This window comes from Slackia piriformis YIT 12062, assembly GCF_000296445.1.
Lineage (GTDB): Bacteria > Actinomycetota > Coriobacteriia > Coriobacteriales > Eggerthellaceae > Slackia > Slackia piriformis.
The window spans coordinates 761983-786140 of the sequence record NZ_JH815198.1; the positions used below are offsets into that span (position 1 = coordinate 761983).

22 protein-coding genes are annotated in these 24158 nt (G+C 59.3%); 21 read left to right on the forward strand and 1 reads right to left on the reverse strand.

Annotated elements, in window-relative coordinates; translation table 11 throughout:
* The first annotated feature begins 20 nt into the window (after positions 1 to 20).
* The 4 genes from priA to HMPREF9451_RS03380 all read left to right on the forward strand — a co-directional run bounded on the left by priA (position 21) and on the right by HMPREF9451_RS03380 (position 6039).
* On the forward strand, positions 21 to 2174 hold the full coding sequence (gene priA / locus HMPREF9451_RS03365) for a replication restart helicase PriA (protein WP_009138904.1): 2154 nt from the start codon (positions 21 to 23) through the stop codon (positions 2172 to 2174).
* 220 nt (positions 2175 to 2394) lie between these two features.
* Positions 2395 to 2934, forward strand: a complete 540-nt coding sequence (gene def, locus HMPREF9451_RS03370; protein WP_009138905.1) for a peptide deformylase — start codon at positions 2395 to 2397, stop codon at positions 2932 to 2934.
* A 54-nt stretch (positions 2935 to 2988) separates the two neighbouring features.
* Positions 2989 to 3942, forward strand: a complete 954-nt coding sequence (gene fmt, locus HMPREF9451_RS03375) for a methionyl-tRNA formyltransferase (RefSeq protein ID WP_009138906.1) — start codon at positions 2989 to 2991, stop codon at positions 3940 to 3942.
* Positions 3943 to 6039 carry a transcription antitermination factor NusB gene (locus HMPREF9451_RS03380; RefSeq protein ID WP_009138907.1) on the forward strand — a complete coding sequence of 699 codons (2097 nt, stop codon included), beginning with the start codon at positions 3943 to 3945 and terminating at the stop codon, positions 6037 to 6039.
* Positions 6040 to 6167: 128 nt separating this feature from the next.
* On the opposite strand, the gene HMPREF9451_RS03385 is transcribed toward HMPREF9451_RS03380, so the two are convergent.
* Positions 6168 to 6638, reverse strand: coding sequence for a methylated-DNA--[protein]-cysteine S-methyltransferase (locus HMPREF9451_RS03385; protein WP_009138908.1), 471 nt, complete (start codon positions 6636 to 6638; stop codon positions 6168 to 6170).
* A 251-nt stretch (positions 6639 to 6889) separates the two neighbouring features.
* Between HMPREF9451_RS03385 and rpe the strand changes: the two genes are divergently transcribed.
* From rpe to smc, 17 genes are all read left to right on the forward strand, one after another.
* Positions 6890 to 7579: a ribulose-phosphate 3-epimerase gene (gene rpe, locus HMPREF9451_RS03390; protein WP_009138909.1), complete on the forward strand. Its 690-nt coding sequence runs from the start codon at positions 6890 to 6892 to the stop codon at positions 7577 to 7579.
* A 3-nt stretch (positions 7580 to 7582) separates the two neighbouring features.
* A complete protein-coding gene (locus HMPREF9451_RS03395; RefSeq protein WP_009138910.1) occupies positions 7583 to 8770 on the forward strand; it encodes a cysteine desulfurase family protein in 1188 nt (395 codons plus the stop codon).
* The gene (locus HMPREF9451_RS03400) at positions 8767 to 9576 is read left to right on the forward strand and encodes a histidinol-phosphatase (RefSeq protein ID WP_009138911.1); all 810 of its coding nucleotides are present in this window, start codon (positions 8767 to 8769) and stop codon (positions 9574 to 9576) included. The genes HMPREF9451_RS03395 and HMPREF9451_RS03400 overlap by 4 nt, the downstream gene beginning before the upstream one ends.
* Positions 9577 to 9618: 42 nt before the next feature.
* Entirely contained in the window at positions 9619 to 10548 is a 930-nt protein-coding gene (locus HMPREF9451_RS03405) for a Nif3-like dinuclear metal center hexameric protein (protein ID WP_009138912.1), read from the forward strand.
* A 2-nt stretch (positions 10549 to 10550) separates the two neighbouring features.
* Positions 10551 to 11285, forward strand: coding sequence for a zinc ribbon domain-containing protein (locus tag HMPREF9451_RS03410; protein WP_009138913.1), 735 nt, complete (start codon positions 10551 to 10553; stop codon positions 11283 to 11285).
* A gap of 99 nt (positions 11286 to 11384) precedes the next feature.
* Positions 11385 to 11576, forward strand: a complete 192-nt coding sequence (gene rpmB / locus HMPREF9451_RS03415) for a 50S ribosomal protein L28 (RefSeq protein ID WP_009138914.1) — start codon at positions 11385 to 11387, stop codon at positions 11574 to 11576.
* A gap of 150 nt (positions 11577 to 11726) precedes the next feature.
* Positions 11727 to 12074: an Asp23/Gls24 family envelope stress response protein gene (locus HMPREF9451_RS03420; RefSeq protein ID WP_009138915.1), complete on the forward strand. Its 348-nt coding sequence runs from the start codon at positions 11727 to 11729 to the stop codon at positions 12072 to 12074.
* Positions 12075 to 12104: 30 nt separating this feature from the next.
* Positions 12105 to 13733, forward strand: coding sequence for a DAK2 domain-containing protein (locus tag HMPREF9451_RS03425; protein ID WP_009138916.1), 1629 nt, complete (start codon positions 12105 to 12107; stop codon positions 13731 to 13733).
* An 18-nt stretch (positions 13734 to 13751) separates the two neighbouring features.
* Positions 13752 to 15929, forward strand: a complete 2178-nt coding sequence (locus tag HMPREF9451_RS03430) for an ATP-dependent DNA helicase RecG (protein ID WP_040626002.1) — start codon at positions 13752 to 13754, stop codon at positions 15927 to 15929.
* A gap of 55 nt (positions 15930 to 15984) precedes the next feature.
* On the forward strand, positions 15985 to 16563 hold the full coding sequence (rsmD, locus tag HMPREF9451_RS03435) for a 16S rRNA (guanine(966)-N(2))-methyltransferase RsmD (RefSeq protein WP_262361687.1): 579 nt from the start codon (positions 15985 to 15987) through the stop codon (positions 16561 to 16563).
* A gap of 19 nt (positions 16564 to 16582) precedes the next feature.
* On the forward strand, positions 16583 to 17065 hold the full coding sequence (coaD, locus tag HMPREF9451_RS03440) for a pantetheine-phosphate adenylyltransferase (protein ID WP_009138919.1): 483 nt from the start codon (positions 16583 to 16585) through the stop codon (positions 17063 to 17065).
* 178 nt (positions 17066 to 17243) lie between these two features.
* Entirely contained in the window at positions 17244 to 17711 is a 468-nt protein-coding gene (locus tag HMPREF9451_RS03445; RefSeq protein ID WP_009138920.1) for an ATP synthase subunit B family protein, read from the forward strand.
* Positions 17711 to 18259 carry a YceD family protein gene (locus tag HMPREF9451_RS03450; protein ID WP_009138921.1) on the forward strand — a complete coding sequence of 183 codons (549 nt, stop codon included), beginning with the start codon at positions 17711 to 17713 and terminating at the stop codon, positions 18257 to 18259. Before HMPREF9451_RS03445 ends, HMPREF9451_RS03450 begins: the two co-directional genes overlap by 1 nt.
* A 199-nt stretch (positions 18260 to 18458) precedes the next feature.
* A complete protein-coding gene (gene rpmF / locus HMPREF9451_RS09630; protein ID WP_009138922.1) occupies positions 18459 to 18638 on the forward strand; it encodes a 50S ribosomal protein L32 in 180 nt (59 codons plus the stop codon).
* 155 nt (positions 18639 to 18793) lie between these two features.
* On the forward strand, positions 18794 to 19792 hold the full coding sequence (gene plsX, locus HMPREF9451_RS03455) for a phosphate acyltransferase PlsX (protein WP_009138923.1): 999 nt from the start codon (positions 18794 to 18796) through the stop codon (positions 19790 to 19792).
* Complete coding sequence (gene rnc / locus HMPREF9451_RS03460; protein WP_009138924.1) at positions 19789 to 20565, forward strand: ribonuclease III; 777 nt, start codon at positions 19789 to 19791, stop codon at positions 20563 to 20565. The genes plsX and rnc overlap by 4 nt, the downstream gene beginning before the upstream one ends.
* A gap of 9 nt (positions 20566 to 20574) precedes the next feature.
* Positions 20575 to 24111 carry a chromosome segregation protein SMC gene (smc, locus tag HMPREF9451_RS03465; protein WP_009138925.1) on the forward strand — a complete coding sequence of 1179 codons (3537 nt, stop codon included), beginning with the start codon at positions 20575 to 20577 and terminating at the stop codon, positions 24109 to 24111.
* Positions 24112 to 24158 lie beyond the last annotated feature (47 nt).

The following is a 24158-nucleotide window of genomic DNA, read 5'->3' on the forward strand; positions in this document are numbered from 1 at the left end:
TGATCGTTCGAAGGAAATGCATGCGCACCGTTTCGGTTGTTTTGGACATACAGACCCAGGCGTTGGATTCGTCCTACACCTATGTCGTCCCCGAAGAGATGGACGATGTCGCCGTCGGGTGCGCGGTGCTTGTCGAGTTCGGCCGTCGTCGCGCGGTGGCCTATGTCATGGAAGTCCGTGAAGAAGATTTCAGCCTGGAGGAGGACGCCGTGTTCTCGGGGGCTGCGGACGCTCAGGGGGAACGCTCCGCCGACGCCTCGGCTTCTTCGAAGCTCAAGCCCGTGCTTGCTGTGCTTTCCGCACCGTATTTCGACGAAGACGGTGCGGCGCTTATCGAATACATCGCAACCACCTACATCGCTCCTCTGAGCGCGTGCGTTCACCTGCTCACGCCCGTGGGTCGCACGCCGAAGGTTCAGAAAAAAGGCGATTCGTGGGAGCTGCAAAAGCCGGCGCGCCGTCGTAAGAAGGATGCCGAAGATTTCACGCCGCTTTCCGACGAGGAGATATCGCGCAGGGCGCGCGCCTTAGAATCGTTCGAGCTCACGCAGGGGCAGGCGAAGGCCTTCGTGCTTGTGTCGGAATGCCTCCATCGCGGCTGCGGAGAAGTGGCCCTCATCGACGGTGTGACCGGTTCGGGCAAGACCGAGGTGTATCTTCGCGCCATTCGCGCATGCCTGGAGAAAGGATGCGGCGCTCTTGTCCTCGTGCCCGAGATAGCGCTCACCCCGCAGACGGTTTTGCGTTTCGAAGGGCGCTTCGGGCGTACGGTCGCCGTCATGCATTCGCGGATGACCGCCGCCGAGCGTTTCGACCAATGGGAAGCGGTCCGCCAGGGCGATAAGCGCGTCGTGGTGGGCGCGCGCAGTGCGCTGTTCTGCCCGATGGAGCGCCTGGGCCTTATCATCATCGACGAAGAGCACGAGAACACCTACAAGCAAGAAAGCGCGCCGCGCTACCACGCGCGCGATGTCGCGGCGTGGATGGCGAAGCGCCGCGGTGCCGCGCTCGTGCTGGGCAGCGCCACGCCTTCGATTGAATCGCTCTGTCGTTGCAAGGCCGATCCTTCTTGGCACCGCATCGCCTTGCCCGAGCGGGCGAACGGCAAGCCCCTTCCTGAGGTCGACGTCATAGACATGGCAAAGGAATTTTCGAAGGGCTCGCGCTCCATGTTCTCGCGCTCTTTGAGCGAGGCGCTGTTCGCCGCGCTCGATGCAGGACGCAAGGCGGTCTTGCTGCTGAACCAGCGTGGTTTCGCGAACTTCGTCTTGTGCCGCGATTGCGGCTATGTGCCTGAATGTCCCACGTGCTCCGTCTCGCTCACCTATCACGAACGGGGCAATAAGCTCGTGTGCCATCATTGCGGCAGGCAGACGCCGGCCATGCCGACCTGCCCCGTATGCGGCAGCCCCTATTTAAAGAAGTTCGGCGCGGGCACGCAGCGGGTGGAGACGGAGCTTCGCAAGCTGCTCGAGGACAGGCCTCAGACCGATATCATCCGCATGGATGCGGATACCACGGCCACGCGCGATGCGCACGAGAGGCTTCTAAGGCAGTTCGGGAAGCCGGGCCCAGCCGTGCTGCTGGGCACCCAGATGATAGCGAAGGGCCTGGATTTCAACGACGTGGTGCTAGTGGGCGTGATTAATGCCGACACCCAGCTCAAGCTACCCGATTTCCGCAGCGCGGAGCGGACGTTCGCTCTTATCGAGCAGGTTGCCGGGCGTGCCGGTCGGGGTGATTTCGAAGGGCGCGTGCTTGTGCAGACCTACTTGCCGGAAAGCTGTGCGATTCAATCCGCGGCCGCCTACGACCGTAAGCGTTTTCTCCTTGATGAGCTGCCGAAACGCAAGCTCCTGCGTTATCCGCCTTATGCGCGTCTGGCCAATATCCTCGTGTGGGGGGATTCTTCTTCGGAGGTGCGCGAGGTTGCCCAGGCGTTGGCCGCGCGGGTCGACGAGGTCATCCGCGACGTGGTGGGCCAGCAGTGGGAAAGCTTGGGCGCCGCACCGTGCGCCATCGAGCGCCTGCGCGGGCACTATCGTTGGCATATTCTTATCAAGGCGCCTGCGGATGCCGATATCTCGGCCGCGATCACGCCCGTTATTCGCAAGAGGCGCGCGCACAAAAGCGTCAACGTCGCATGCGATGTGGACCCTGTGAGCCTGCTGTAGCGTCTCGTTCGCCGCACACGGTCTTTTGGGGTCGTTCGTCTGTTGTGCGGCTTGCGGCCATTGCGGTTCGCAGCCTGCCGTCGTGCGTTTATGGTGGAATTCCGCTGTTTCGCGCGTCCGCTGCCTCGGGTTGCCTTTGCCTGGTCATGCGCGCTTTGCGATCTGATATACTCTCGGTCGATTTTTAACGCGAATTGACAATACGGATAGAGGTTTAGAAATGGCATTCGATACGTTCAAGGTGGTCACGTACCCCGACGTTACGTTGCGCCAGGTGTGCGAGGTGTGCGATGTCACCGACAAGTCGCTCAAAAAGCTCGCTCGTCAGATGGCCAAGACCATGTACAAGAACAACGGCTGCGGTCTGGCGGCACCCCAGGTGGGCGTGCTCAAACGCATCATCGTGGTCGATTGCGACCAGGAAGACGGCGAGCAGAATCCGATTGTGATGCTCAATCCCGTTCTTCTCGAAACGCGCGGGCGCGAAGTGGTGGACGAAGAAGGATGCCTTTCATGCCCTGGCATTTCCGTCCCCATCCGTCGCAAAGAATACGCCGTGGTACGCTACACCGACCTTAACGGCGAGGAATGGGTAATCGAAGGCGACGGCCTGCTTGGTCGCTGCCTGCAGCATGAAATCGACCATCTCGACGGCAAGACCCTGTTCGAATCATGCGATCTTTCCGCCCGAATCCAGGCACTTCACGATTACGAAGAAGCGAAAGCCGCCGGCGCGAAGCCCGGCGATACCCGCATTTAGCGTCGATTGCGCGCGGACGCTTCTGCGGGTCGCGCGGTAAGGATGGTGATACGCATGCGTATCGTTTTTATGGGCACGCCGGATTTTGCTGCGAACATCCTCATGGAGCTCAAGGAGCAGCATGATGTCATTGCGGTCTACACGCGTCCCGACGCCGTGAGAGGGCGGGGAAAAGCCCTGCTCGCATCGCCGGTGAAGAAAGTCGCCCTGGAAGCGGGCATCGACGTCTTCGAGCCGAAGACGCTTCGCAGCGAAGAGGAGGTTGCGCGGCTTCGGAATCTTGCGCCGGACGCTATCTGCGTTGCAGCGTACGGCATGATTCTGCCGCAGGAAGTGCTTGACATCCCTCGGTACGGCTGCTTGAACGTTCACGCGTCCCTTCTGCCGAAATACAGGGGCGCGGCTCCAATCGAACGCGCGATTCTCGCGGGAGAGCGCGAGGCGGGCATCTGCATCATGAGGATGGAGGCCGGCCTGGATACGGGCGATTACTGCATCAGCCGTTCGTGCGAAATCGGCGATATGTCAAGCGAGCGTCTCACCGACGAGCTTGCCGACAAGGGGGCGTGTGCGCTCATGTCCGCCCTGTATGAGATAGAGCAGGGCCAGGTTCGCTGGACCAAGCAGAACGATGACGACGCCACGTATGCGCCGAAGATTGAAAAAGGCGAGCTCAACCTCGACCCGAGCGCCACGGTGTTCGCCAACCAGCGTCGCGTCCAGGCATCGAGCAGCGCTCATCCGAGCCGATGCTCCCTCGCCGGCAAGACGGCGACGCTTATTCGCACGAGCATGGTTTCTTCCGACGATGCGGAAGAGGTCGGAATCAGGGATATACAGGCTGGTTCTGTTGCGTTCGTTCGCAAGAGGCTCTTCATCGGATGCGCGGATGGAGCACTTGAGGTCTGCATGATAAAGCCAGACGGAAAAAAGGAAATGGACGCCGCATCGTTTGCAAGCGGCGTGCAAGATATCAAATCAGGTACGAAGACATGGGGGCAGGTATAAATGACCGACCAGCATAAGGGTGGATATCAGGGCGGCTCGGGTCGTGGCGGCAATTCGCGCGCGCCTCGTCAGGGCGGATTCGACAAGCGTTCCGGCGGAAACCGCGGAGAGCGACGTTATGACCGCTCTGAAGGCGGATATCGTAAAGACGGCAAAGGCGGCTCGTACGGTGGGCCGAAACGCGACGGTAAGCCCTATGGGGACCGCAAGCCTGGCGGCAAGCCCTACGGCGGCCGCGACGGCAAGCCCTATGGAAAACCCGGCAGCAAGCCCTACGGTAATCGCGACGGCAAGCCCTCTGGCGAGCGAGATCGCAAGCCTTACGGAAGCCGCGATGGCAAGCCGTACGGCGACCGCAAGCCCGGCGGTAAAAGCTACGGCTCCCGCGATGGTAAATCGTTCGGCGGTCCTCGCTCGGGCGAGCGCAGAGGTGCTCCTCGCGGCGGCAAGCCGTTCAAGAAATACGACGGCGGCCAGCGCGGGCCTGGCTCTTCCTCCCAGGGCCGTTTCGACGGCAAGCGTGACGGTTCGTTCGACCGCCGCAAATTCAACGATGCCGAACGTCGCGTAGATGCCGACGCTCAGGTTCATAACGTCAACGATGCGGCCGCTGGTCAAGAGGCCTCTTTTAACAACGCCTCCGCTTCTGACGAACACGGGCGACCCGCTTCGCGCGACGGCCGACCTCGTCGCGACGAACGTGCCGGCGGCAGGCCTCGCGACGCTCGAGGACCTCGCGGCGATCGTCGTGGCCCGAAGTCTTCGGATAAGCCGCGTCTGTCTCCCGGTCGTGCTGCGGCCTGCGCAATCGGCAAGACCGTTCGCGAGCGTGATGCCTTTACCGCGGAAATCACCCCTAGCGTTCTCGCGACGTTCGAGGGCATCTCTCCCGAGGATGCGGCGTTCGCTACGAAAATAGCCCGCGGCGTCACTGCTACGATCGGCACGTTGGACGAATTTATCGATCGTAACCTCAAGTCTCCCGACGATATCGGTGCGGAGGTACGCGATGCGTTGCGCGTCAGCGCTTATGAGCTTCTGTTCCTCGGAAAAGACGATTATGCAGCCGTCGACCAGGGCGTCGAGCTTGTTCGTTCTATCGCGCCCGCGGCATCCGGCCTTGCCAACGCCGTTCTGCGCAAGATGGCCACGAGCGCGAAGAAGTTTCCTTACGGCAATCCCGACTTGAGCCTTCAGGTTCTGGCCCGTTCGCAGGCGTTCCCTCTGTGGCTCGCGAAGCGCCTGATGAATGAAATGGGCTTGAAGCAGGCCACCGCGTTCATGCGCGCGTCGAACGCCGATGCGCCGGTCTACATCGCCGTCAACGCCATCAAGGCCAAAGACGAAGACGTGGTCGAGATTTTCGACCAGGCCGGCAGCCTCATGAAGGAGTCTGAGACGGTTGCAGGATGTTACCTTGTGGAAGATGCGCGCGTGCTGCGCAAGCCCGAGGTGCGCGCCTTGTTCGAAAACGGCAGCGTCTGCGTTTCGGATGAATCCGCCCAGGCCATTGCCGCGCTTGCCTGCCCGAAGGAAGACGTCGAGGCCTTCCTTGAAATAGGTGCGGGCCGCGGGACGAAGACCATCCTTCTGCAGAGCAACGCTGTTCGCGCCTTCGGTCGCACGATTCCCATGGTTTCGGTCGACGATCATGCATTCAAAGGCGATCTGCTCGAAAAGCGCGTTGCTGCATATGGCATCAATTCGGTTCGTCCGCTCACCATGGATGCACGCAAGCTTTCCGAGAAGCTTCCCGAGGCATCTTTCGACGCCGTATTCGTAGACGCTCCGTGCACGGGCGTCGGTACGCTGCGCCGCCATCCCGAAATCCGCTGGCGCTTGACCGCCGCTCAGATTACGGACATGTCGTCGGTTGAATACGACATTCTGGCCGAGGCCGCGAAAATGGTGAAGCCGGGCGGTACGCTTACCTATGCCACCTGCACCGTGTTCGCCGAAGAGAACGAAAACGTCGTGGAACGGTTCCGCAAGACCAAATTCGGCGAATCGTTCGAGGTCGAAGAGACGCTTTCCACCACGCTGAGCGCTTCCGGCCCCGACGCGCATTACGCAGTTCGCCTGCGTCGCGTCCGATAACCACGCTTCGAAGCCGCACAATGCAAGCGGGTCCGACACGCCGTCGGGCCCGCTTTTTCTTGTGTCGGGCGTTTTTGCCGCGAGTTGAATTCCTTCAGCAGGAGAGGGGCTGTGCTTGCTTGAGCCCGTCACCTCATCTTCGACGTGTCCACGCCCTCGAGTCCCAGAAGATAGCGTTTGATTTTGACGCCTGCGGCATAGCCAACCAAGGCGTTGTTCGCCCCTATGACGCGGTGGCAGGGGATGAGGATAGGGATGGGGTTTTTGTTATTGGCCATGCCCACGGCCCTGTACGCGTGCGGTTTTCCGATTGCTTCCGCTATCTGGGCGTATGTTCTTGTTTCGCCGTAAGGAACCGTTTGCAGCGCCTTCCATACCGTGAGCTGGAAATCGGTTCCTTTCGGGTCGAGGGGCAGGTCGAATTCGCGTCTTTTGCCGGCGAAGTACTCCTGGATTTGAGTTGCGGTCTTGTTGGTAAGGGTGCTTGGTTTGCGAGGCATGTCCAGTTCGACGTCTCCGAAATGAATGGAGACGATGCCTTTTTCGTGTGCGGCGATAGTGAGGCGTCCGAGCGGCATGGGGTAGACGAAATGATTCATGGCGGTCCTTTCGCGGCTCGGCGTTTCGCATCGCGGCCTCTCGACCGCGTGCGCGCGCTCTGCGTAGCGCTTGCTCCTGATTATAGTACGCCTTCGTCGTAGCGCCGTGCTTGCCGGCTTCGAAGTCGGATTTTGGCGGTTTCGTCCCGAATTCCTACGAGGTTTCGCGCGAACTCCCTCCGTGTGCATGCATGCGTTAGAATCTGACGTGTTCAATGACACCGTATTGCGTACGCACGAAAGGCAGTCCCATGTTTACCAGCCCTAAAATAGCCCCGTCCATTTTGTCGGCCGACTTCATGAACATGGAGCGCGATATTCGCGTGATCGAGCAAGGCGGAGCAAGCTTCGTTCATGTGGACGTCATGGATGGTCATTTCGTCCCGAACCTCACGTTGGGCGTTCCCTTCGTCAAGCAGCTCAAGCGCATCACCGACCTTCCGCTCGACGTGCACTTGATGATTTCCAACCCGCTGTACCAGCTTCCGTGGTTCCTCGAGTGCAAGCCTGATATCGTGACCGTTCATGCCGAGGCCCTCGATGAATCCGCGGGCGAATTCGACCGCGCGATCGACATGATTCATGAAGCCGGCTCCAAGGCCTGCATCGCCTTAAAGCCCGATATGGACGTTGACGTTCTTAAGCCCTACATCGGCAAGCTCGACATGGTCTTGGCCATGAGCGTGTATCCGGGGTTCTCTGGGCAGAAATACATAGAAGGTACCGAGGACAAGGTTGCACGCGTCGTTGAGATGGCGCGTGCAGCGGGCGTTTCGCCCCTTATCGAAGTCGACGGTGGCCTTGGCGCCAACGACCCGACGCGTGCGGTTGCGGCAAGCGGATGTGACGTGTTCGTTGCGGGAAGTGCCGTTTTCGGCGCCGAAGACCGCGCGGCGGCTATTGCCGCCATGACGAAGGTTGCGCAAGAGGCTCAGGCGTAACCTATGCTGTTCGGCTCGAATCGTACTTACATTTACCTGGACAACGCGGCCACCACTCCTTTGTGCGACGCGGCCGCAGAAGCTATGGCCCCTTACATGAAGGCGGCTCCCGACGGCGCGTTCGGCAACGCGAATTCGCTGCATTCCATCGGGCGCGAGGCCTTTTCGGAGCTTGAGGACGCGCGTGTGCGTGTCGCCCGGGCGCTCGGGGCTCAACGTCCCGACGAAATCGTGTTCACCTCGGGGGCGACCGAGGCGGACAACGCCGCCATCATAGGCATGGCTCTAGCGGAGCGCGATCGCAGGCGCCTGCGTGGAAACGCCGCTTTGGGGCGTGTGGTCATGTCGCGCATAGAGCATCACGCCGTCCTTCACAGCGCAGCCATGCTGAAAAGGCTTGGCTTCGAGGTCGATTTCGTCGATAACGACGCATCGGGCCATATCGGCGTGGAGGCGCTAGAGCGCGTTATGCGCGAAGACACGGTGCTCGTAAGCATCATGGCGGTCAACAACGAAGTAGGAACCGTTCTCGACACTGCCGCCCTTGCCAAGACGGCCCATCGGCACGGGGCGCTCTTCCACGTAGATGCCGTGCAGGCGCTGGGAAAGATTCCCTTCGACGTGGGGGCGCTCGGCGTGGATGCCGCATCGTTTTCCTCGCACAAGGTGGGCGGCCCGCAAGGCGTCGGCATAATGTATCTGAAGACGCGCACTCCGTTCGTTGCGTATATGACGGGCGGTGGCCAGGAGCGCGGCATGAGGAGCGGAACTCAAAACATTGCCGGCATCTTGGGGTGCGCCGCGGCCGTCGAGCATGCCGTGGCGTTGCAGCCCGCGTTCGCCGAACGTGCGACGAAGCTTCGCGACTCCCTCTACCAGGAGCTTTGCTCCTTGCCGAAGGTGTCTGCGACCGTTCGGCTTGAATCGGGCGAATTCGCGCCGCACATCGTCAATGTCTGCGTTTCGGGTATGGAGAGCCAGACCATGATTTTGCAGCTCGACCTGCGCGGCTTCTGCGTTTCGGGTGGGTCGGCGTGTTCTTCCAACTCGCTCGATCCCTCCCATGTGCTTTCGGCTCTCGGCGTGAAGCGCAACCTTGCCCAGGGCTCCTTGCGTATATCGTTCGGGGAGATAACGGACGAAGCCGACGTGGCATCGTTTGTCGAGGCGTTCAAGGAGGTGGTGTCATGACGGACCTTATCACCCTGCATACCCATTCCACCTTCTGCGGCCATGCGAAAGACCCTTTGGACGCGATGGTGGATGCCGCCTCGCGCGCCGGTGTGCGCGTGATGGCCGCGACCGAGCATTATCCGGTAAACGAGCGCTTCGATCCGTTCAAGCATGCAAGCATGCCCCTCGAACGGCTCGAGCCGTATTGCCAGGCCGTTTTGGAAGAGCGCGACCGGCATCCTGAAATGGAAATTCTGCTGGGTTGCGAGCTCGATTGGCTCGGCGACGATGAAGACAGAAATCTTTCCGCCGAGGACTTCGACCGCTTCGACATCGTTTTGGGCTCGGTGCATTTCGTCGATGGCTGGCTCATCAACAGCACCCGCACGAAGGAGCGCTGGGGAGAGGTGGGCGTCGACGACGTATGGAGGCGCTACATCGATTTGTGGTGCGACGCCGCCGCAAGCTCGATGCCGTTCACGGTCATGTCGCATCCCGACGTGGTGAAGAAATTCGGATTCTATCCGTCTTTCGACCTGCTTCCCCATTACGAGCGCATGGCCGAAGCGGCTCGCGAAGGAAATCGAATGATCGAGGTCAACACTTCGGGCAAATACGCGCCGTGCGCCCAGTATTATCCTTCGCCTGAGATGCTCGAGGTGTTCGCGCGGGCCGGGGTCGATTGCACGGTGGGCACGGATGCGCATCAAGCTGCGCATATCGCTCGCGATGTGCGCGAGGCGTATGACTACATGCGCCATGCGGGCTATCGCTGTGTCGCTGTTCCCCGTATCGGGGGAGACGTGAGCTACCTGGATCTGTAGCGGGCGTTGCTGCGCTGCATACGAAAGAAGGAGCGTGATTCCATGGATTTCGAACATGAGCAACCCGTCGAAGGAACCTACGAGGCCGACGTGCGAGAAAACGGCCTGCGCGCCTTCGATCGCGGTCCTCTAGCGCACACCCCTGACGATTTCCCCGAAACGGTGGGCGATCTTGTGGCGTCTTTGTCGCGCATGTTTCCCGCTTCGGATGCGGAGTCGTGGGATAGAACCGGGCTTTTGGCGGGAGACGCCTCATGGCCTTTGTCCGGGGTGGCCGTCGCGCTCGATCCCACTCTTGAGGCTCTTGAGCAGGCTAGGCATTACGGGGCGAATGTTCTTTTGACGCATCATCCTGCCTTTCTCGAAGCGCCTTCTTGTATCGCCCCCGTTTCTTCCGGGGCATCGGTGGGCGGCGCTCTTGTTTTCGAGGCTGTTCGCAGCGGCGTAGCCTTGGTGAACTACCACACAACGCTTGATGTGAGCGCCCAGGCGCAGCGCATGCTTCCCGGGCTTCTCGGGCTTGACAGGGTGGGGGTTCTCGAGCCGCTTTCCTACGATGGAGAGCGGGGCTACGGACAAGTATGCGTCCTTTCCCGGAAAGACGCGCCCATGACGCTTCGAAACCTCGCGCTTCGCTGTACATCGGTCTTCGGCCGTGCTCCCCGGGTCTGGGGCAATATGGACAAAGAAGCATGCCGCATCGCAACATGGACGGGATCGGCGGGAGATGCCTGCGAGCTTTGCCTTGCGCGCGGGATAGACGTGCTGGTATGCGGGGAAGTGAAATACCATGCGGCCCTCGATGCATCACAGCGCGGTCTTTGCATCATCGAGCTCGGGCACGACGTTTCCGAGCTGCCGTTTGTGGCGGTTTTGTCAGAGGCCGTTGCAAGGCTTGGCGTTTCTCGAGAAAATATCGTGCCGCTTTCTCAAGACGGCAATTGGAATCATCCGGAGAGCAGGAGGGTGTAAGCGTGCAAGCGACGTCCGAACAGATTATGAGCCTGATCAGGCTCCAGCATACCGACTTGACCATCGCGCACATTGAGCGCCAGGTGGACGACTTGCCTCAAAAGCAGACCCTTGCCGCTCTGAAAGAGAAGCAGTCCGCCATCCAGCGCAAGCAGCGTGCTCTTATCGGCGGCCGTAAAGACCTCGAACTGAATCTCGAATCTCTTCTCGAAGAGGAGAGGAATCTTGTGAAAAGGCAGGACGAAGCCCAGCAGCGTATCAATGCCGCATCATCCGATTATAAAGAGGTTTCTTCGAGCAGCGAGGCTCTTTCGACCTACGCCGAAGACCTGGAGGCGCTTCGCGGGCGCATTTCCTCGACAGAGACGCAGATTCTGGAGATTTCGTCTCTCGAGCCTCAGGTCGAGACGATGCTCGCTCGTCTTTCCGAGCAGGAAAAGGATCTCATTGTCTCGTATCGAGAGGAGGGAGGCAAGCTCCTCGCCAAGGTTGCGTCCTTGAAGGAGGAGCGCGAAGCGCTCGCCGACGCGATTGGTGAGCAGATCATGGGCCATTACAATCGCATCGCCAAGGCGAAGCAGGGTGTTGCCTTGGCCCATCTGAACGAGGGCGCATGCAATACCTGTCGCACCTCGTTCGACCAGAGTAGGGTTCTTTCGCTTCGTATGGACTACCCGCTCTCGTTCTGTCCGCACTGCGGAAGGCTTATGGTCATCGATAAGCGTTATGCAGGTTAGAAAAACTTTCTTGTCATAGCCAAAATCGCATGATATAGTAGTCGGGCTTTATGCTTACACCCAGATAAATAACATCTGATAGTAATGGAGTGAAGAATTATGTCGAAGGTTTGCGAAATTTGCGGTAAGGCTCCTGTTGCGGGTCGTTCCATCAGCCACTCTCATCGTGTGACCAATCGTATGTTCCGCCCGAACATCCAGAAGATCACCGTCGTCGAGAAGAACGGCAAAGTCTGCAAGAAGAACGTATGCACCAGGTGCATGAAGGCTGGCAAGGTTACCCGCGCATAGTCTTTACCATGAGCCGAAAGCCCGCTTATGCGGGCTTTTTTGTGTTCATTTGAACAGGGAGGCCTTTTACGCCTTCGTTTCGAGCGCATTTCCCGCAATGAGGGCTATACTTTACGGTTGCTAATGCAGTCGTGAGAAAGGAATGGATTCATGACGCAGCAGGTTTCCGGAAATCTCCATGTCTCGAATGACGTTCTCGCCGATCTTGCCGGCAATGCCGCTCTGGGCTGCTACGGCATCGTCGGCATGGCTTCTCCCACTGCCTCGGACGGCTTCGCGAACATCCTGCCCGCCAACCGCCTTCGTCGCGGCATCGTCGTGACGGGCAAGGAGGCAGGCATCCACGTCGACATGTACGTCATCGTGGAGTACGGCACCAACATCAACGCCGTGTCTCAGAACCTCATCGACAACGTTACCTACGAACTGACCGAGCACGCCCAGGTTCCCGTCGAAGGCGTTGCCGTTCATGTCCAGGGCATCAAAGTCCGAAAGTAACTTTGGCTTTCCAAGGAGATATACATACTCATGAGTAATCCTACGACCAACGACGTCCTCAACGCGGTAGCTGCCGCCACCAACGCTCTGTCTGAGCGCAAAGAGGAGGTCAACCGCCTCAATGTGTTCCCTGTTCCCGATGGAGACACGGGAACGAACATGTCGCTCACCATGCAGATGGTGGTGGACAATCTTGCCAAGCTTTCCATCGGCGCGTCCAACGCCGAGATTCGCAAGGCAATAACGACGGGCGCTCTCATGGGCGCACGCGGCAACTCCGGCGTCATTACCTCTCAGATTCTTCGTGGACTGTGCGAAGGCTACGAGGGACACGACGTCTTCGATACCGTTGCGCTCGATTCGTGCTTCGCTCGTGCAGTGGAAGTCTCCTTCCAGGCCGTACGCAAGCCCGTCAAAGGCACGATTCTCACGGTGGTCGAGGATGCGGCCGCCGCTGCCAAGAAAGCGCGCAAGAAGAAGCTTTCCCTCGAAGAGGCACTCGATGCGGTTGTCGCGGAGGCGTATGCTTCCGTCCAGCGCACGCCGGACTTCCTTCCCGTCCTGAAGGAGAACAACGTCGTGGATGCGGGCGGTTTCGGCCTTGCCATCCTGATCGATGCCTTTGCCGCCTCCATTACCGGTAAAGACGGCTTCGTGGGCGATGCTATGTCGTTCGCCCGTCCCGCTCCGAAGGTCCAGATCGAGCAGATCAACGACTGGGAGGGTTCCGCCTACCGTTACTGCACCGAGTTCCTCGTTCATTCCGATTCGGTCGATGTTGACGCGGCGAAGGAGTTCCTTCCCACCATGGGCGATTGCGACCTTATGGTCGGCATGCACCCGAACTTCAAGGTGCATGTGCACTCCAACCGCCCCGACCAGGTTCTGGCATGGTTTTTGACCCATGATTCCCAGATTTCCGAGGTCCACATCCACAACATGCAGCTCCAGAGCGAAGAGCGCACCGAAAAGCTTGAGCATGAAAAGGAAGAGGCGCGCAAGCCCCTCGGCATCGTGGCTGTCGCCCCCGGCTCCGGCAACGCCAAGATTCTCGAGTCCCTCGGCGTCGACGTGGTTGTTTCGGGCGGGCAGACCATGAACCCGTCCACGGCGGACATTCTTGCGGCTGTCAACAAGGTCAACGCAGACGCGGTCTTGATCCTTCCCAACAACAAGAACATCATCATGGCATCCCAGGCATGCGTAGACGTTTCGGAGAAACCCTGCGCCGTCGTGGCCACCAAGAGCGTTCCTCAGGCGTTCTCGGCGCTTTTCGGGTTCGATCCCGAGGCCGATCTCGAGTCCAACGTCGAATCCATGACGGAGGCGTTCGCTGACGTGAAGACCGGCGAGGTTACCCAGGCGATCAAGGATGCAAAAGACGCTCATGGCAACCCGATCAAAGACGGAGACATCATCGGCATCGCCGACGGCTCCATCGAAAGCGTCGGTTCCGACGTTGCTTCTGTCGTGATGTCTTTGCTCGAGGCCATGGACGCCGACGATGCAGACACCATGACCATCCTGGCGGGCGAGCAGATGTCCGACGAAGAGCTCGATGCTCTCGTCGCCCGAATCGAAGAGGCCTACGAAGACATCGAGATCGACCCCCATCGCGGCGAACAGGCCTTGTACCCGGTCGTGTTCTCGCTCGAATAAGACGCCGTCTTTCCCGCTATGATCGACAGACTTGCCGCCGCTTTAAGGCTGGAATCCCCTGCAAGCTCCATTGCAGGGGTCAGTTCCGCCCGAGCGGCGGCTTTATCTCATATGGGCATACAAAGCGTGCGTGACATGCTTCGCCATTACCCTCGCCGCTATATAGACATGTCCGCCCTTGCCACGATTGCCGATGCCGTCATCGGCAAGCCGGCCACGATTGTCGCCCAGGTCCACGAGGTCAAGCTCAAGCATCCCAAGCCGAAGTTCGATCTTGTCGAAGTGACTCTTGTGGACGGAACCTCCACGCTTATCGCGACGTTCTTTCGCCAAGCGTGGCTTGCGAAGACTCTTTCTCCCGGCATGAGAGTAAGCGTCGCAGGCGTCGTGGAGTTCAATTACGGCTTCAAGCGCATGACCATGCCGTTTTTGGACCGTCTCGACGAGGGCGACTCGGTTGATTTCGGGCGCATCGTTGCCGTGCACGCTGCTTCCGAGAAACTTCCTGCGGGCCAGATTCGCCGTCTGATTCTGAATGCCCTTTCGGCAACCGCCGGCGAACACGATCCTCTGCCCTTGAAGCTTCGCAGCCGCTACAGGCTTATGTCTCGAACGAATGCGGCAAGAGCCATCCATTTCCCCCGGTCGAATGAAGAGCTTCGCCAGGCTCGAAGAAGGCTGGTCTACGAAGAGATCCTGATGCTCGAGCTGCACCTGATGCGCGAGCAGAAAGAGCGCGTGTCGGGCAAGCCTTCCTGCGCCCACATGCCGGGAGGTCCGTGCTTCGATCGCCTTTTTGCCGCCCTTCCGTTCGAGCCCACGGACGACCAGCTGTGCGCGATAGAGGATATCGGCTGCGACATGGCGGCCCAGCGTCCTATGGACCGCATGGTGTTGGGCGATGTCGGCACGGGAAAGACCATCGTTGCCGCCTTCGCGCTCGCCATCGTCGCCGACTCGGGAACCCAGGCTTTGATGATGGGCCCGACCGAAGTGCTCGCCCAGCAGTACGCTTCCTCTTTGGGGCCGCTGCTTGACCAGTCGGGCATTTCCTGGGGGTTGCTGTGCGCCTCCACTCCGCGTGAAGAGCGTCAGAGGCTTCTTGCGCTTCTGGCTTCAGGTGATTTGTGCGTCCTGTTCGGAACGCACGCCTTGCTCGAGAGCGATGTCGTCTGCAAGTCCTGCACGCTGGTCGTCATCGACGAGGAACAGCGTTTCGGCGTCGGGCAGCGAGACGCGCTTCGCGCGAAAGGACTCAATCCCGATTACCTCTCGCTCACGGCAACGCCTATTCCTCGCTCTCTCGCTTTGGCGCTTTACGGGGCCACAGCGCTTTCCTACGTGCGTCAGAAACCGGGAGGTGCGGCTGGCCGCACGACAAGCGTCGTGGGGTTCAGACAGCGAGGCGTTGCCTACGATGCGGCTCTTGAGGCGTGCAGGCGGGGAGAGCAGGCGTATGTGGTTTGCCCGCTGGTTGGCAAGAAACGCCCGCAGGAGGCCGTGCGACCTTCCCATTTCCGCGGGGGTCATTCCGAGCCTTTCGAAGGGCAGGAGCTTGAGCCTTACATCGACTCCGACTACGACATGCTCGACGACAACCCGAAAGCAGCTGAGGCGGAGGCTGCGTTTTTGCAGGCCAAAACCTTTTCTGAATACACCGTCGGTCTTTTGCACGGACGAATGAAGCCCGCGGAAAAACGCGAAGTCATGGAGCGGTTCAGGGCGGGGGATATCGATGTGCTGGTCAGCACCACCGTCATCGAAGTGGGCGTGGACGTCGCAAACGCCACGGTTATGATCGTCGAGGATGCCGACCGCTTTGGCCTTGCGCAGCTTCATCAGCTCCGAGGGCGCATCGGCCGCGGCGAGAAGCCCGGCCAGGCGTTTTTGGTGGCATCGTCTTCCGACGCTGAGGCCATGGAGCGCCTTTCGGCGATGGAGCGTACCGAAGACGGCTTCGAGCTTGCGGAATTCGACCTGTCGTTTCGTCGCGAGGGCGATATCCTCGGGAATAGACAGCACGGGGCCTCTTCGCTCAAGCTCGTCAACATCGTGCGCGATCGCGCCGTTGTCGAGGCTGCGCATGCCGATGCGCTCAAGATTGTGTCGGACGATCCGGGGATTGCCCCCGAGGAGCTTACGGTTCTTCGCCACGAGCTTGCCGCCGTGTTTCCTTCGGATGCGGACGGACGCTAATTTCGTCTGCACCGATGGGTCGCCGAGCAGGCGGCTTTCATGTCGAGAAAGGATGATGATGCGAGTTATCGCAGGTTTGTATAAAGGAAGGCCTCTGGCCGCCCCGAAGGGTTCAAACACGCGTCCTACCACCGACCGTGTCAAAGAATCGCTGATGAGCACGCTGCTTTCGGCTTGCGGGTCCTTTGACGGGGCTTATGTGCTTGATGCTTTCGCCGGTAGCGGGGCGTTGGGAATCGAGTGCATCTCCCGCGGCGCTGCCGCGGCCCATTTCTTCGAGCGCGACCGCAACGCTTTGGCCGCATTGCGGGAAAACATAGGAAAGCTCGGGATATCTTCCGACCAAGCGCGCGTCTTTCGTGCCGATATCATGAAAAACCCTCCGGTCATCGGAGCTGTTTCGTACGATATCGTTTTTCTCGACCCCCCTTACGCTTATTCGTTCGAGGATGTCGTGGGTCTTGTTCTCAAGCTCAAAGACCACGGGCGGCTTGCGCAGGGATGCGTGGTCAGCTACGAGCACGCCGCCGAGGACGATCTTGTTGCGTTTTTCGACATGCGGGGCATAGAGATGGATATACTTGCCAGCAAACGCTTTGCGACGACGGTCATAGACCTCGTGCAATTCAACTAACACAAGGAGGAAATCAGCTATGAGGAAAGCCTTGGTTCCGGGAACGTTCGATCCCATTACCAACGGTCATCTTGATGTTATAGGCCGCGCATCCCAGATGTTCGACGAAATCGTGGTGGGAGTCGCCAACTCGGCGAAGAAGGGCCCGTTGTTCTCCATCGAAGAACGTGTCGCCTTCGCTCGCGAGGCTACGGCAGGCATGGACAACGTTACGGTTATGCCGTTCAACGATCTGCTCGTTCACTTCGCGGAAGAAATCAACGCGAACGTCGTTGTCAAGGGTTTGAGGGCCATTACCGACTTCGAATACGAGTTCCAGATGACTGCGGCGAACTACCGCCTCGACAGCAACATAGAGACAATGTTTATCATGTCTCCTCCGCAGTATATGTATCTCTCGAGCTCGATTGTTCGAGAGATCGCCCACTTCAAAGGCGAGGTGGGCGATTTGGTGCCCGCTTGCGTGGAGCAGGCGCTGCGTGAGCGCTTCGCCAACAACTAGGAAAGCCTCTTTCCCCGCATGCCCATATGGAGAAAGCATCGACGCGGGCTATTCATGGTAGAATATCTTGATATTATGCGCGGTCCGTCTCATCGGCTCGCCTTCAAAACAGCGATCGGGCGCAAGCCCGTGTGGAAAAACGCAGCTTAAACGCAGCAATTACGAAAGGGACAACACAATGGACGAAACAGGAGTTCTTGGACTTATCGAGGAGCTCTCCATTCTTCTCGAGGACTCCAAGCCGGTGTTTGGCAAGGGCAATCTTCGCCAGGTCGACATTGCGGCGGCTTTCGAAATCATGGATGAAATTCGCGATACGTTCCCGGGCGAATTCGCCCAGGCTCGTCAGATCGTGCGCGAGCGTCAGAGCCTTATCGATGACGCCGAAGCGGAGAGCGCTCGTTTGATCGAGGACGCGCGCAGCCAAGCTATGACGATTGCTTCGGAGCAGGAGATCGTTCGCATCGCCCAGCAGCAGGCGGATACCATCATGGCCGACGCCCGCGAGCTCGAGCGTCAGACCCGCGCCGGCGCGGAAGATTACGCGGACGAGGTCTTCGGCCACGTCGAGCAGAGCCTCGACACGCTTATCACGAGCGTTCGCCGTTGCCGCGACCGCCTCAACAACCAAGGTATCGGCCGATAATGGAGCGCCTTGTCATCGAGGTTCCCGCCGAACTCTTCGCCCCTGCGGAGAGTTCTTCGTTTGACGGTGTGTTTGACATGGGGTCGTTCGATTGCGGCCCCGACGCCTACACGTGCTCTCAACCTATGGAATACCATGTTCTGGTGAGCAACGTCGGCGGAGCCCTGCTTGTCGGCGGTACCGTCGAAGGTGAAGTGACCACTTCGTGCGGCCGCTGCCTGGAGGACGTGGTCATTCCCATTAAGGGCGAGGTCGAAGGCTATTTCATTATAGAAGGGGAGGGCGAAGCGCCCGAGGATATGGACGAAGATGAATTCGACGTCCTTCCTGAGTCCCACATCATCGATCTTGAGTCGCTTCTGCGAGCGGCCGTGCTGGTCGATTTGCCGCTCGTTCCGCTCTGCGACGAAGAGTGCCTGGGTATTTGTTCGCAATGCGGGCATAACCTCAACGAAGGTCCCTGCGAATGCCGTGCTTCCGAGCAGGACGAGATTTCTTTGGGAAGGAACAATCCATTCGCCGCCCTTAAAGGCATCTCGTTCGATTAGGGTTTTCACGCGCAATCGCACGGCGTGCACATCGGCTTCTTCCGAAGCCCCTTCGCGTTGGAGTATTTTTTTCGACAGGTTCGCCTTCGCGACTTGCGAAGAGCCAAGGGCTTTGATAGTATTTCGTTTCGTCTGATTTTATAGATATGTACCGTTTCGACCAAATACGTTGGTCGAGGGGATAAGGAGATGGAAAACCATGGCAGTGCCTAAGCAAAAGACTGGTCGTGCTCGTACTCATTCTCGCCGTAGCGCTAACAGCGTTATCGCTACCCCTGCTCGCTCCACCTGCCCTCAGTGCGGCGAGGTGAAGTTGCCTCATCGCGTATGCGGCAATTGCGGCTATTATGGCAAGCGTGAGGTTCTCGACGTCGAGTAACGAGAACATTACAAAGTTCCAGCATTATTGCGAATGCCGGCTCATGGGGCCGGCATTCGTGTATAAAGAGTTCGTTGTGTTTAATTTTTACGCATACCGAACCAAAGTAATACTGTACGATTGCATACGATGAATCACGTATCGAAAGGACTCACATGTCGCATACTGATACGGTTACTATCGCCGTTGATGCAATGGGAGGGGACAACGCTCCCGAAGTTGTGCTCGAAGGGGTTGCCGAGGCACTTGCCGAAGACCCCTGCATCGAAGTTCTCCTTGTCGGCCCCTCCGAGGTCGTCGAGCCGTTTGCAAGCTCTCATGCGCATTGCATAGCGCAGCCCGCGTCCGAGGTGATCGCCATGGACGAGCATCCTGCGGAGGCTGTTCGCCGCAAGAAGGATTCCTCGATCGTGGTCGGCTGTCGCGCGGTCAAAGAGGGTAGGGCGCAAGGATTTTTCTCTGCGGGCTCTACGGGTGCGTGCCTTGCGGGCGCAACGCTTGTCGTCGGCCGCATTAAAGGCGTTCAGCGTCCCGCGCTCTGCAGCGTCATTCCTTCCCCTGTTGCTCCTGTCGTTATGGCGGATATCGGGGCGAATGCTGATTGCAAGCCCGAATATCTCGTGCAATTCGCCCAGATGGCCTCCATTTATGCAGAGAAGATCGTTGGCATTGAAAACCCCCGCGTTGCTTTGCTCAACATAGGCGAAGAAGACACCAAAGGCTCCCAGTTCGCGCAACAGGCTTTCGCCCTTATGAAGGAAAAGGTTTCCAACTTCGCGGGCAACGCCGAGGGGCGCGATATCGTGACCGCTGGCTTCGACGTCATCGTCACCGACGGGTTTACGGGCAATGTAGTCTTGAAGACCGTAGAGGGTACGGCCAAGGCTCTTTTCGGTGCGCTGAAAAACGTCATGACGTCTTCGCTGAAGACGAAAATCGGCGCTTTGGCGGTTAAATCCGACCTCAAGAGCCTCAAGGAGAGCATCAGCGCCGATACGTACGGCGGGGCTCCTTTGCTGGGCGTCAAGGGGGTATGCCTTGTCGGCCATGGCTCAAGCAACGCCACGGCCATCAAGAACGGCGTGCTCGCGTCGGCGGCCATGGTTCGCAAGGATGTTTCCGGATGCATTGCCGAGGCGGTGGGTAAGCGATGACCCGTACCGAAGAGCAGCAAAGGAAGGTCGAAGAGGCGCAGCGCATCATCGGCCGCGACTTCGACGACCCCGACATTCTTCTTTCGGCGATAACCCACCCTTCCGCAACGGAGGGAAAGCCCGTCAAATTCAGCTATGAGCGCCTGGAGTTTCTGGGCGACAGCATCCTTGGGGCTATTGTCGCGAACGAGGCTTTTCACGAATACCCTGAGCTTGACGAGGGCGGCTTGACGCGAATCAAAGTCGCGCTGGTTTCTGGAACAAGCCTGGCCGAGGTTGCTGAAAAGCTCGGCTTCGCCGACGTGATCGTGTTCGGATCATCCGAACGGGGAACGGGCAGGCGAGGTTTGCACTCTGCGCTTGAAAACGTCTACGAGGCCGTTGTGGCCGCGCTGTTCCTGGATTCCGGCATTGCCGGCGCTCAGGCGTTCGTGCGCCGGACGCTCATTCCCAAGATGTCCGTCGAGATGGCGCGCGAGCCCGAGAATCCGAAAAGCGCCTTGCAGGAGAAGTTGCAGGAAGAGGGAATTACTCCTACATACAAGCTCGTAGAGACGCAGGGGCCTCCGCACGACAGGACGTTTGTCTCGCAGGTTTTCGCAGGCATGAAAGCGCTCGCAAGCGGCATGGGTCGCACGAAGAAGGAAGCCGAGAGCCAGGCGGCCAAAACGGCGCTCGATGCGCTCGGTTTCACCAAAGCTTCGAAAGCGGACAAGGCGAAGGCAAAGCGCGAAAAGAAGCAGTCGAGAACTGAGAAGAAAAACAAGGGATAGGCATTCTGCATGTATCTTAAATCGCTCGTTCTCAAGGGATTCAAATCATTCGCCGACCGTTCCGTCATGGCTTTCGAGCCGGGAATCACCTCGGTCGTGGGTCCAAACGGTTCGGGCAAGTCGAACATATCCGATGCCGTGCTGTGGGTTCTTGGCGAGAGAAACGCCAAGAACCTGCGCGGCCAGGCTATGGAAGACGTCATATTCGCAGGGTCATCTGCCCGAAAAAGCCTCGGCATCGCCGAGGTCGATTTGGTGCTGGACAATACCGACGGGACCCTTCCGGTGGATTTCGCGGAAGTGTCCCTCACGCGCCGCATGTACCGAAGCGGAGAAAGCGAATATCTCATAAACGGCGCTCCTGCGCGCCGCATGGACTTCATGGACATCCTTCATGACACGGGTCTGGGAACGGGCACCCATTCCATCATAGGGCAGGGCAATCTGGACGCCATTCTGGCAAGCCGCCCCGAAGACCGTCGTACGCTTATTGAAGAAGCCGCCGGCGTCTTGAAGCATAAGCAGCGCAAGGACCGCAGCGCCCGCAAACTTGCCGCGATGGATGCGCATCTCGATCGAGTCAAAGACGTCACCGCCGAGATAGAGCGGCAGCTCAAGCCGCTTGCGCGCAAGGCGCAGCGAGCGCAGGCCTATCAGGGGTTGTCAAGCGAGCTTTCCGAGCTCGAGCTCGTGCTCGCGGTGGACGACCTGCGTCTGCTCCAGAGAAAATGGGATGAAACCGTCGTACGGGAGAAAGAGGCAGCCGCTTCGATCGACCTGGCGCAATTCAATGCCGACGAAGCGGAGAAAAAGCTTGAAAAGCTTCAGGTCATGCTGCAGGAAAAAGGCCTCTACGTAGGCGACCTCACCGCGCAGCGGGGTCGTTTCCATATGGCTCTCGAACGCTTCGAATCCAGCGACATGCTCCTTGGCGAAAAAGGCCGAGGCATTCGCTCGCGCCTTGATCAGGCTCGTTCTTCTTTTGCGGCGAACGAGCGACGCATAGCCCAGTTCGAGGAAGAAGCGAACGCGCTTCGCAAAGACCTCGATGAGAAAACCGCGTTGCGCGATGCGCTCGAATCGAATGTTACAGATCTCGAAAAGGAGTTTTCCGAGGCGAAGGACGCACGCACGAAGATGGACGCGGAGCTTTCCGAAGTGCAGTCCCTTCTTCGCTCTCGCGAACGCGAGATGGAATCCGCCGTTGCGAAGCGCAGCGAGCTCAAGGACGGACTGGCGGGTCGCCTTTCTTCCAAGGAGCTCCTTGAAACGAAGCGTCGCGAAACCAAGGAAGAGCTCGACGCCGCCTCTTGCGAGCTTCGACAGCGATGCCTTGACCTTGACGAGGATGCCGCAGAGCTTACGCGCCTTTTCGAAGAGAGTCGAAAAGCCTCCGAAGAGCTCGCCGAGGCCCAGCGTGCCCTCGCGTCGGCCGCAGACAACGCCGACGCGGCTCGTCAGGAGCTTCGCCGCATAGAGGCGCGTATCGCCGCGCTCGAAGAGGTCAATAAAAGCATTCGAGAGAAAAATGAAATATCGGCGTGGATTTCCGCGCACGCCGCTTCGTTCGATGCAACGTCCGTTCCTCTTTCCTCGCAGGTCAAGGCGCCTCGAGAGCTGGAACCTCTTGTCGAGATGTTGCTCGGCGACGATCTTTCGTCGCCCGTCGTGGCAGACGGCGCATGCGCGGCCCGTTTCGCCCGGGAGGCGTCTTCGTGCGACGCGAGCGGTTCGGCGAGCATCCTGTTCTCTGAATCTGCACGGCGTGCGTCCGAGCGTCCTCAGGGCCGTCTGCTTGAAAGCCTCGCGTATCCTGATTCCATCGCCTCGTTGATGGAGGAGCTCTTGGGGGATTATGTGGTGGTGGATACGCTCGATGAGGCATGCAACCGCGCCATCGCGTGCGACGAGCACGCGCGATACGTCGCCCTCGATGGAACCGTATTCGTTCCCGGGGCGAAGCTTGTCGTTCGCAACGGCTTTTCGAACGACTCGGGCGTGCTTGCCCGCGAGCGTGAGCTTGAAAGTCTGCGTGCGTCTTTGGCCCAGGCCGATCGAGCTCTCTCCGACGCCGAGTCCTGCAAGCAGCGAAGCGCCGAGGAGCTCGAGCGCAAACGCGCCATGAGCCTCGAGCTTTCCCAGGCCCATGCGCAGCGCAAGGGAGCAAATAAAAGCGCGGAGGCAGAACGGCAGCGCCTCGCAAAGCGAGTCGGCGTGCTCGAGGCGACGCTTGCCTCCCTTGCGACGCAGCTTCGCCAGACGGAAGAGCAGCTGTCTGAAGTGCAGCCTCGCATAGAAGAGCTCTCCACCGTCGTCGATTCCTGCCGAGTCGCCCGTACGGAGCTGGAAGAGCGCTTGAGTTCTCTGAACGGGAACAGGGCGATGCTTTTTGACAAGGAACAGACTTTGCAATCGCGCCTGTCCGATGCGAAGCTGAACTACTCCACGACCAAAGAACGCGTGCTTTCCCTCATGCGCGAAACGAAGGAGCGTGAGCGCGACCTCGATCGCGCCCGCCGCTCGTTCGAACGCGCCCAGAAAGACATTGCGACGCTTGAGACGGTCGAGAAGCGTATCGGGCCTTTGCACGATACGCTTTCCTCGTTGAAGGAGTCCGTCAAAAGATGGGTGGACGATCTTGCGAGCAAAGCCGCGCTCGAGCAGAGCAATTCTGCGGAATTGACGGAGGCAATTTCTGCCGCCCGCGGCGTCTGCCGCGAATGCCAGGAGCGGCTCGATGCCTCCCGAAGCTTCCTCAACGACGTGCGCATCGAGAAGGGCAGGCTCGAAGTGCAGGTCGAAGCCGCCGTTTCGGCTATCGTCAACGACTGCGGGGTGGCTCTTGAGACCGCTCTTGAAATCCCTGCGCCCGAAGATCGCGAGAAAGCGGAGGGCGAGGCCTTCAGGCTCCGTCGCAAGCTGAGCTCCATGGGGACGATCGATTCCTCGGCTTCCGAGGAATACGAGGCTATGAAGGAGCGTTACGACTTCATGGTTTCCCAGGTCGAAGACGTGGAGGCGGCTCGCCGCGCTTTGAGAAGAATCGTCTCGGCGATCGACGCCCGCATGAAGGAGCAGTTCGATGTGACCTTCGAGCGCGTAAACGAGAATTTCCAGGAGATTTTCGGCCAGCTTTTTCCGGGGGGAAGCGGCTCGCTCGAGCTTGTGAACGTAGACGACCCAGACCATCTCGGCGTTGAGGTGCATGCGCAGCCGCGCGGGAAGAAGATCGCCAAGATGACCCTTATGAGCGGCGGGGAGAAATCCCTGACGGCCATCGCGCTGCTCTTCGCGGTGTATCGCATTCGCAAAACGCCGTTCTACATCCTCGACGAGGTGGAGGCGGCCCTTGACGACAGCAACCTCCGTCGCTTGCTGGCGTATCTCGAGACGCTTCGTTTCGAAACGCAACTGATCATGATTACGCATCAGAGGCGAACGATGGAGCTTTCCGACGTTTTGTACGGCGTCTCTATGCAGTCAGACGGCGTGACGAAGGTGGTTTCGCAAAAGCTCGATCAGGCTCGCTCGTCCGCGCGGGCGTAAACAGCGCGCGGCATGGCGGGTTTCTAAGATGCTATGGTACCCTTTCA

Coding starts and splice junctions, on each gene's coding strand:
- HMPREF9451_RS03400 (WP_009138911.1), top strand. CDS start 8,767: ATGACGGACCTTATCACCCTGCATACCCATTCCACCTTCTGCGGCCAT.
- HMPREF9451_RS03420 (WP_009138915.1), top strand. CDS start 11,727: ATGACGCAGCAGGTTTCCGGAAATCTCCATGTCTCGAATGACGTTCTC.
- HMPREF9451_RS03430 (WP_040626002.1), top strand. CDS start 13,752: ATGATCGACAGACTTGCCGCCGCTTTAAGGCTGGAATCCCCTGCAAGC.
- plsX (WP_009138923.1), top strand. CDS start 18,794: ATGTCGCATACTGATACGGTTACTATCGCCGTTGATGCAATGGGAGGG.
- HMPREF9451_RS03385 (WP_009138908.1), bottom strand. CDS start 6,638: ATGAATCATTTCGTCTACCCCATGCCGCTCGGACGCCTCACTATCGCC.
- HMPREF9451_RS03405 (WP_009138912.1), top strand. CDS start 9,619: ATGGATTTCGAACATGAGCAACCCGTCGAAGGAACCTACGAGGCCGAC.
- rpmF (WP_009138922.1), top strand. CDS start 18,459: ATGGCAGTGCCTAAGCAAAAGACTGGTCGTGCTCGTACTCATTCTCGC.
- rsmD (WP_262361687.1), top strand. CDS start 15,985: ATGATGCGAGTTATCGCAGGTTTGTATAAAGGAAGGCCTCTGGCCGCC.
- rnc (WP_009138924.1), top strand. CDS start 19,789: ATGACCCGTACCGAAGAGCAGCAAAGGAAGGTCGAAGAGGCGCAGCGC.
- fmt (WP_009138906.1), top strand. CDS start 2,989: ATGCGTATCGTTTTTATGGGCACGCCGGATTTTGCTGCGAACATCCTC.
- rpmB (WP_009138914.1), top strand. CDS start 11,385: ATGTCGAAGGTTTGCGAAATTTGCGGTAAGGCTCCTGTTGCGGGTCGT.
- HMPREF9451_RS03395 (WP_009138910.1), top strand. CDS start 7,583: ATGCTGTTCGGCTCGAATCGTACTTACATTTACCTGGACAACGCGGCC.
- HMPREF9451_RS03450 (WP_009138921.1), top strand. CDS start 17,711: ATGGAGCGCCTTGTCATCGAGGTTCCCGCCGAACTCTTCGCCCCTGCG.
- def (WP_009138905.1), top strand. CDS start 2,395: ATGGCATTCGATACGTTCAAGGTGGTCACGTACCCCGACGTTACGTTG.
- HMPREF9451_RS03445 (WP_009138920.1), top strand. CDS start 17,244: ATGGACGAAACAGGAGTTCTTGGACTTATCGAGGAGCTCTCCATTCTT.
- HMPREF9451_RS03380 (WP_009138907.1), top strand. CDS start 3,943: ATGACCGACCAGCATAAGGGTGGATATCAGGGCGGCTCGGGTCGTGGC.
- HMPREF9451_RS03425 (WP_009138916.1), top strand. CDS start 12,105: ATGAGTAATCCTACGACCAACGACGTCCTCAACGCGGTAGCTGCCGCC.
- rpe (WP_009138909.1), top strand. CDS start 6,890: ATGTTTACCAGCCCTAAAATAGCCCCGTCCATTTTGTCGGCCGACTTC.
- priA (WP_009138904.1), top strand. CDS start 21: ATGCGCACCGTTTCGGTTGTTTTGGACATACAGACCCAGGCGTTGGAT.
- smc (WP_009138925.1), top strand. CDS start 20,575: ATGTATCTTAAATCGCTCGTTCTCAAGGGATTCAAATCATTCGCCGAC.
- coaD (WP_009138919.1), top strand. CDS start 16,583: ATGAGGAAAGCCTTGGTTCCGGGAACGTTCGATCCCATTACCAACGGT.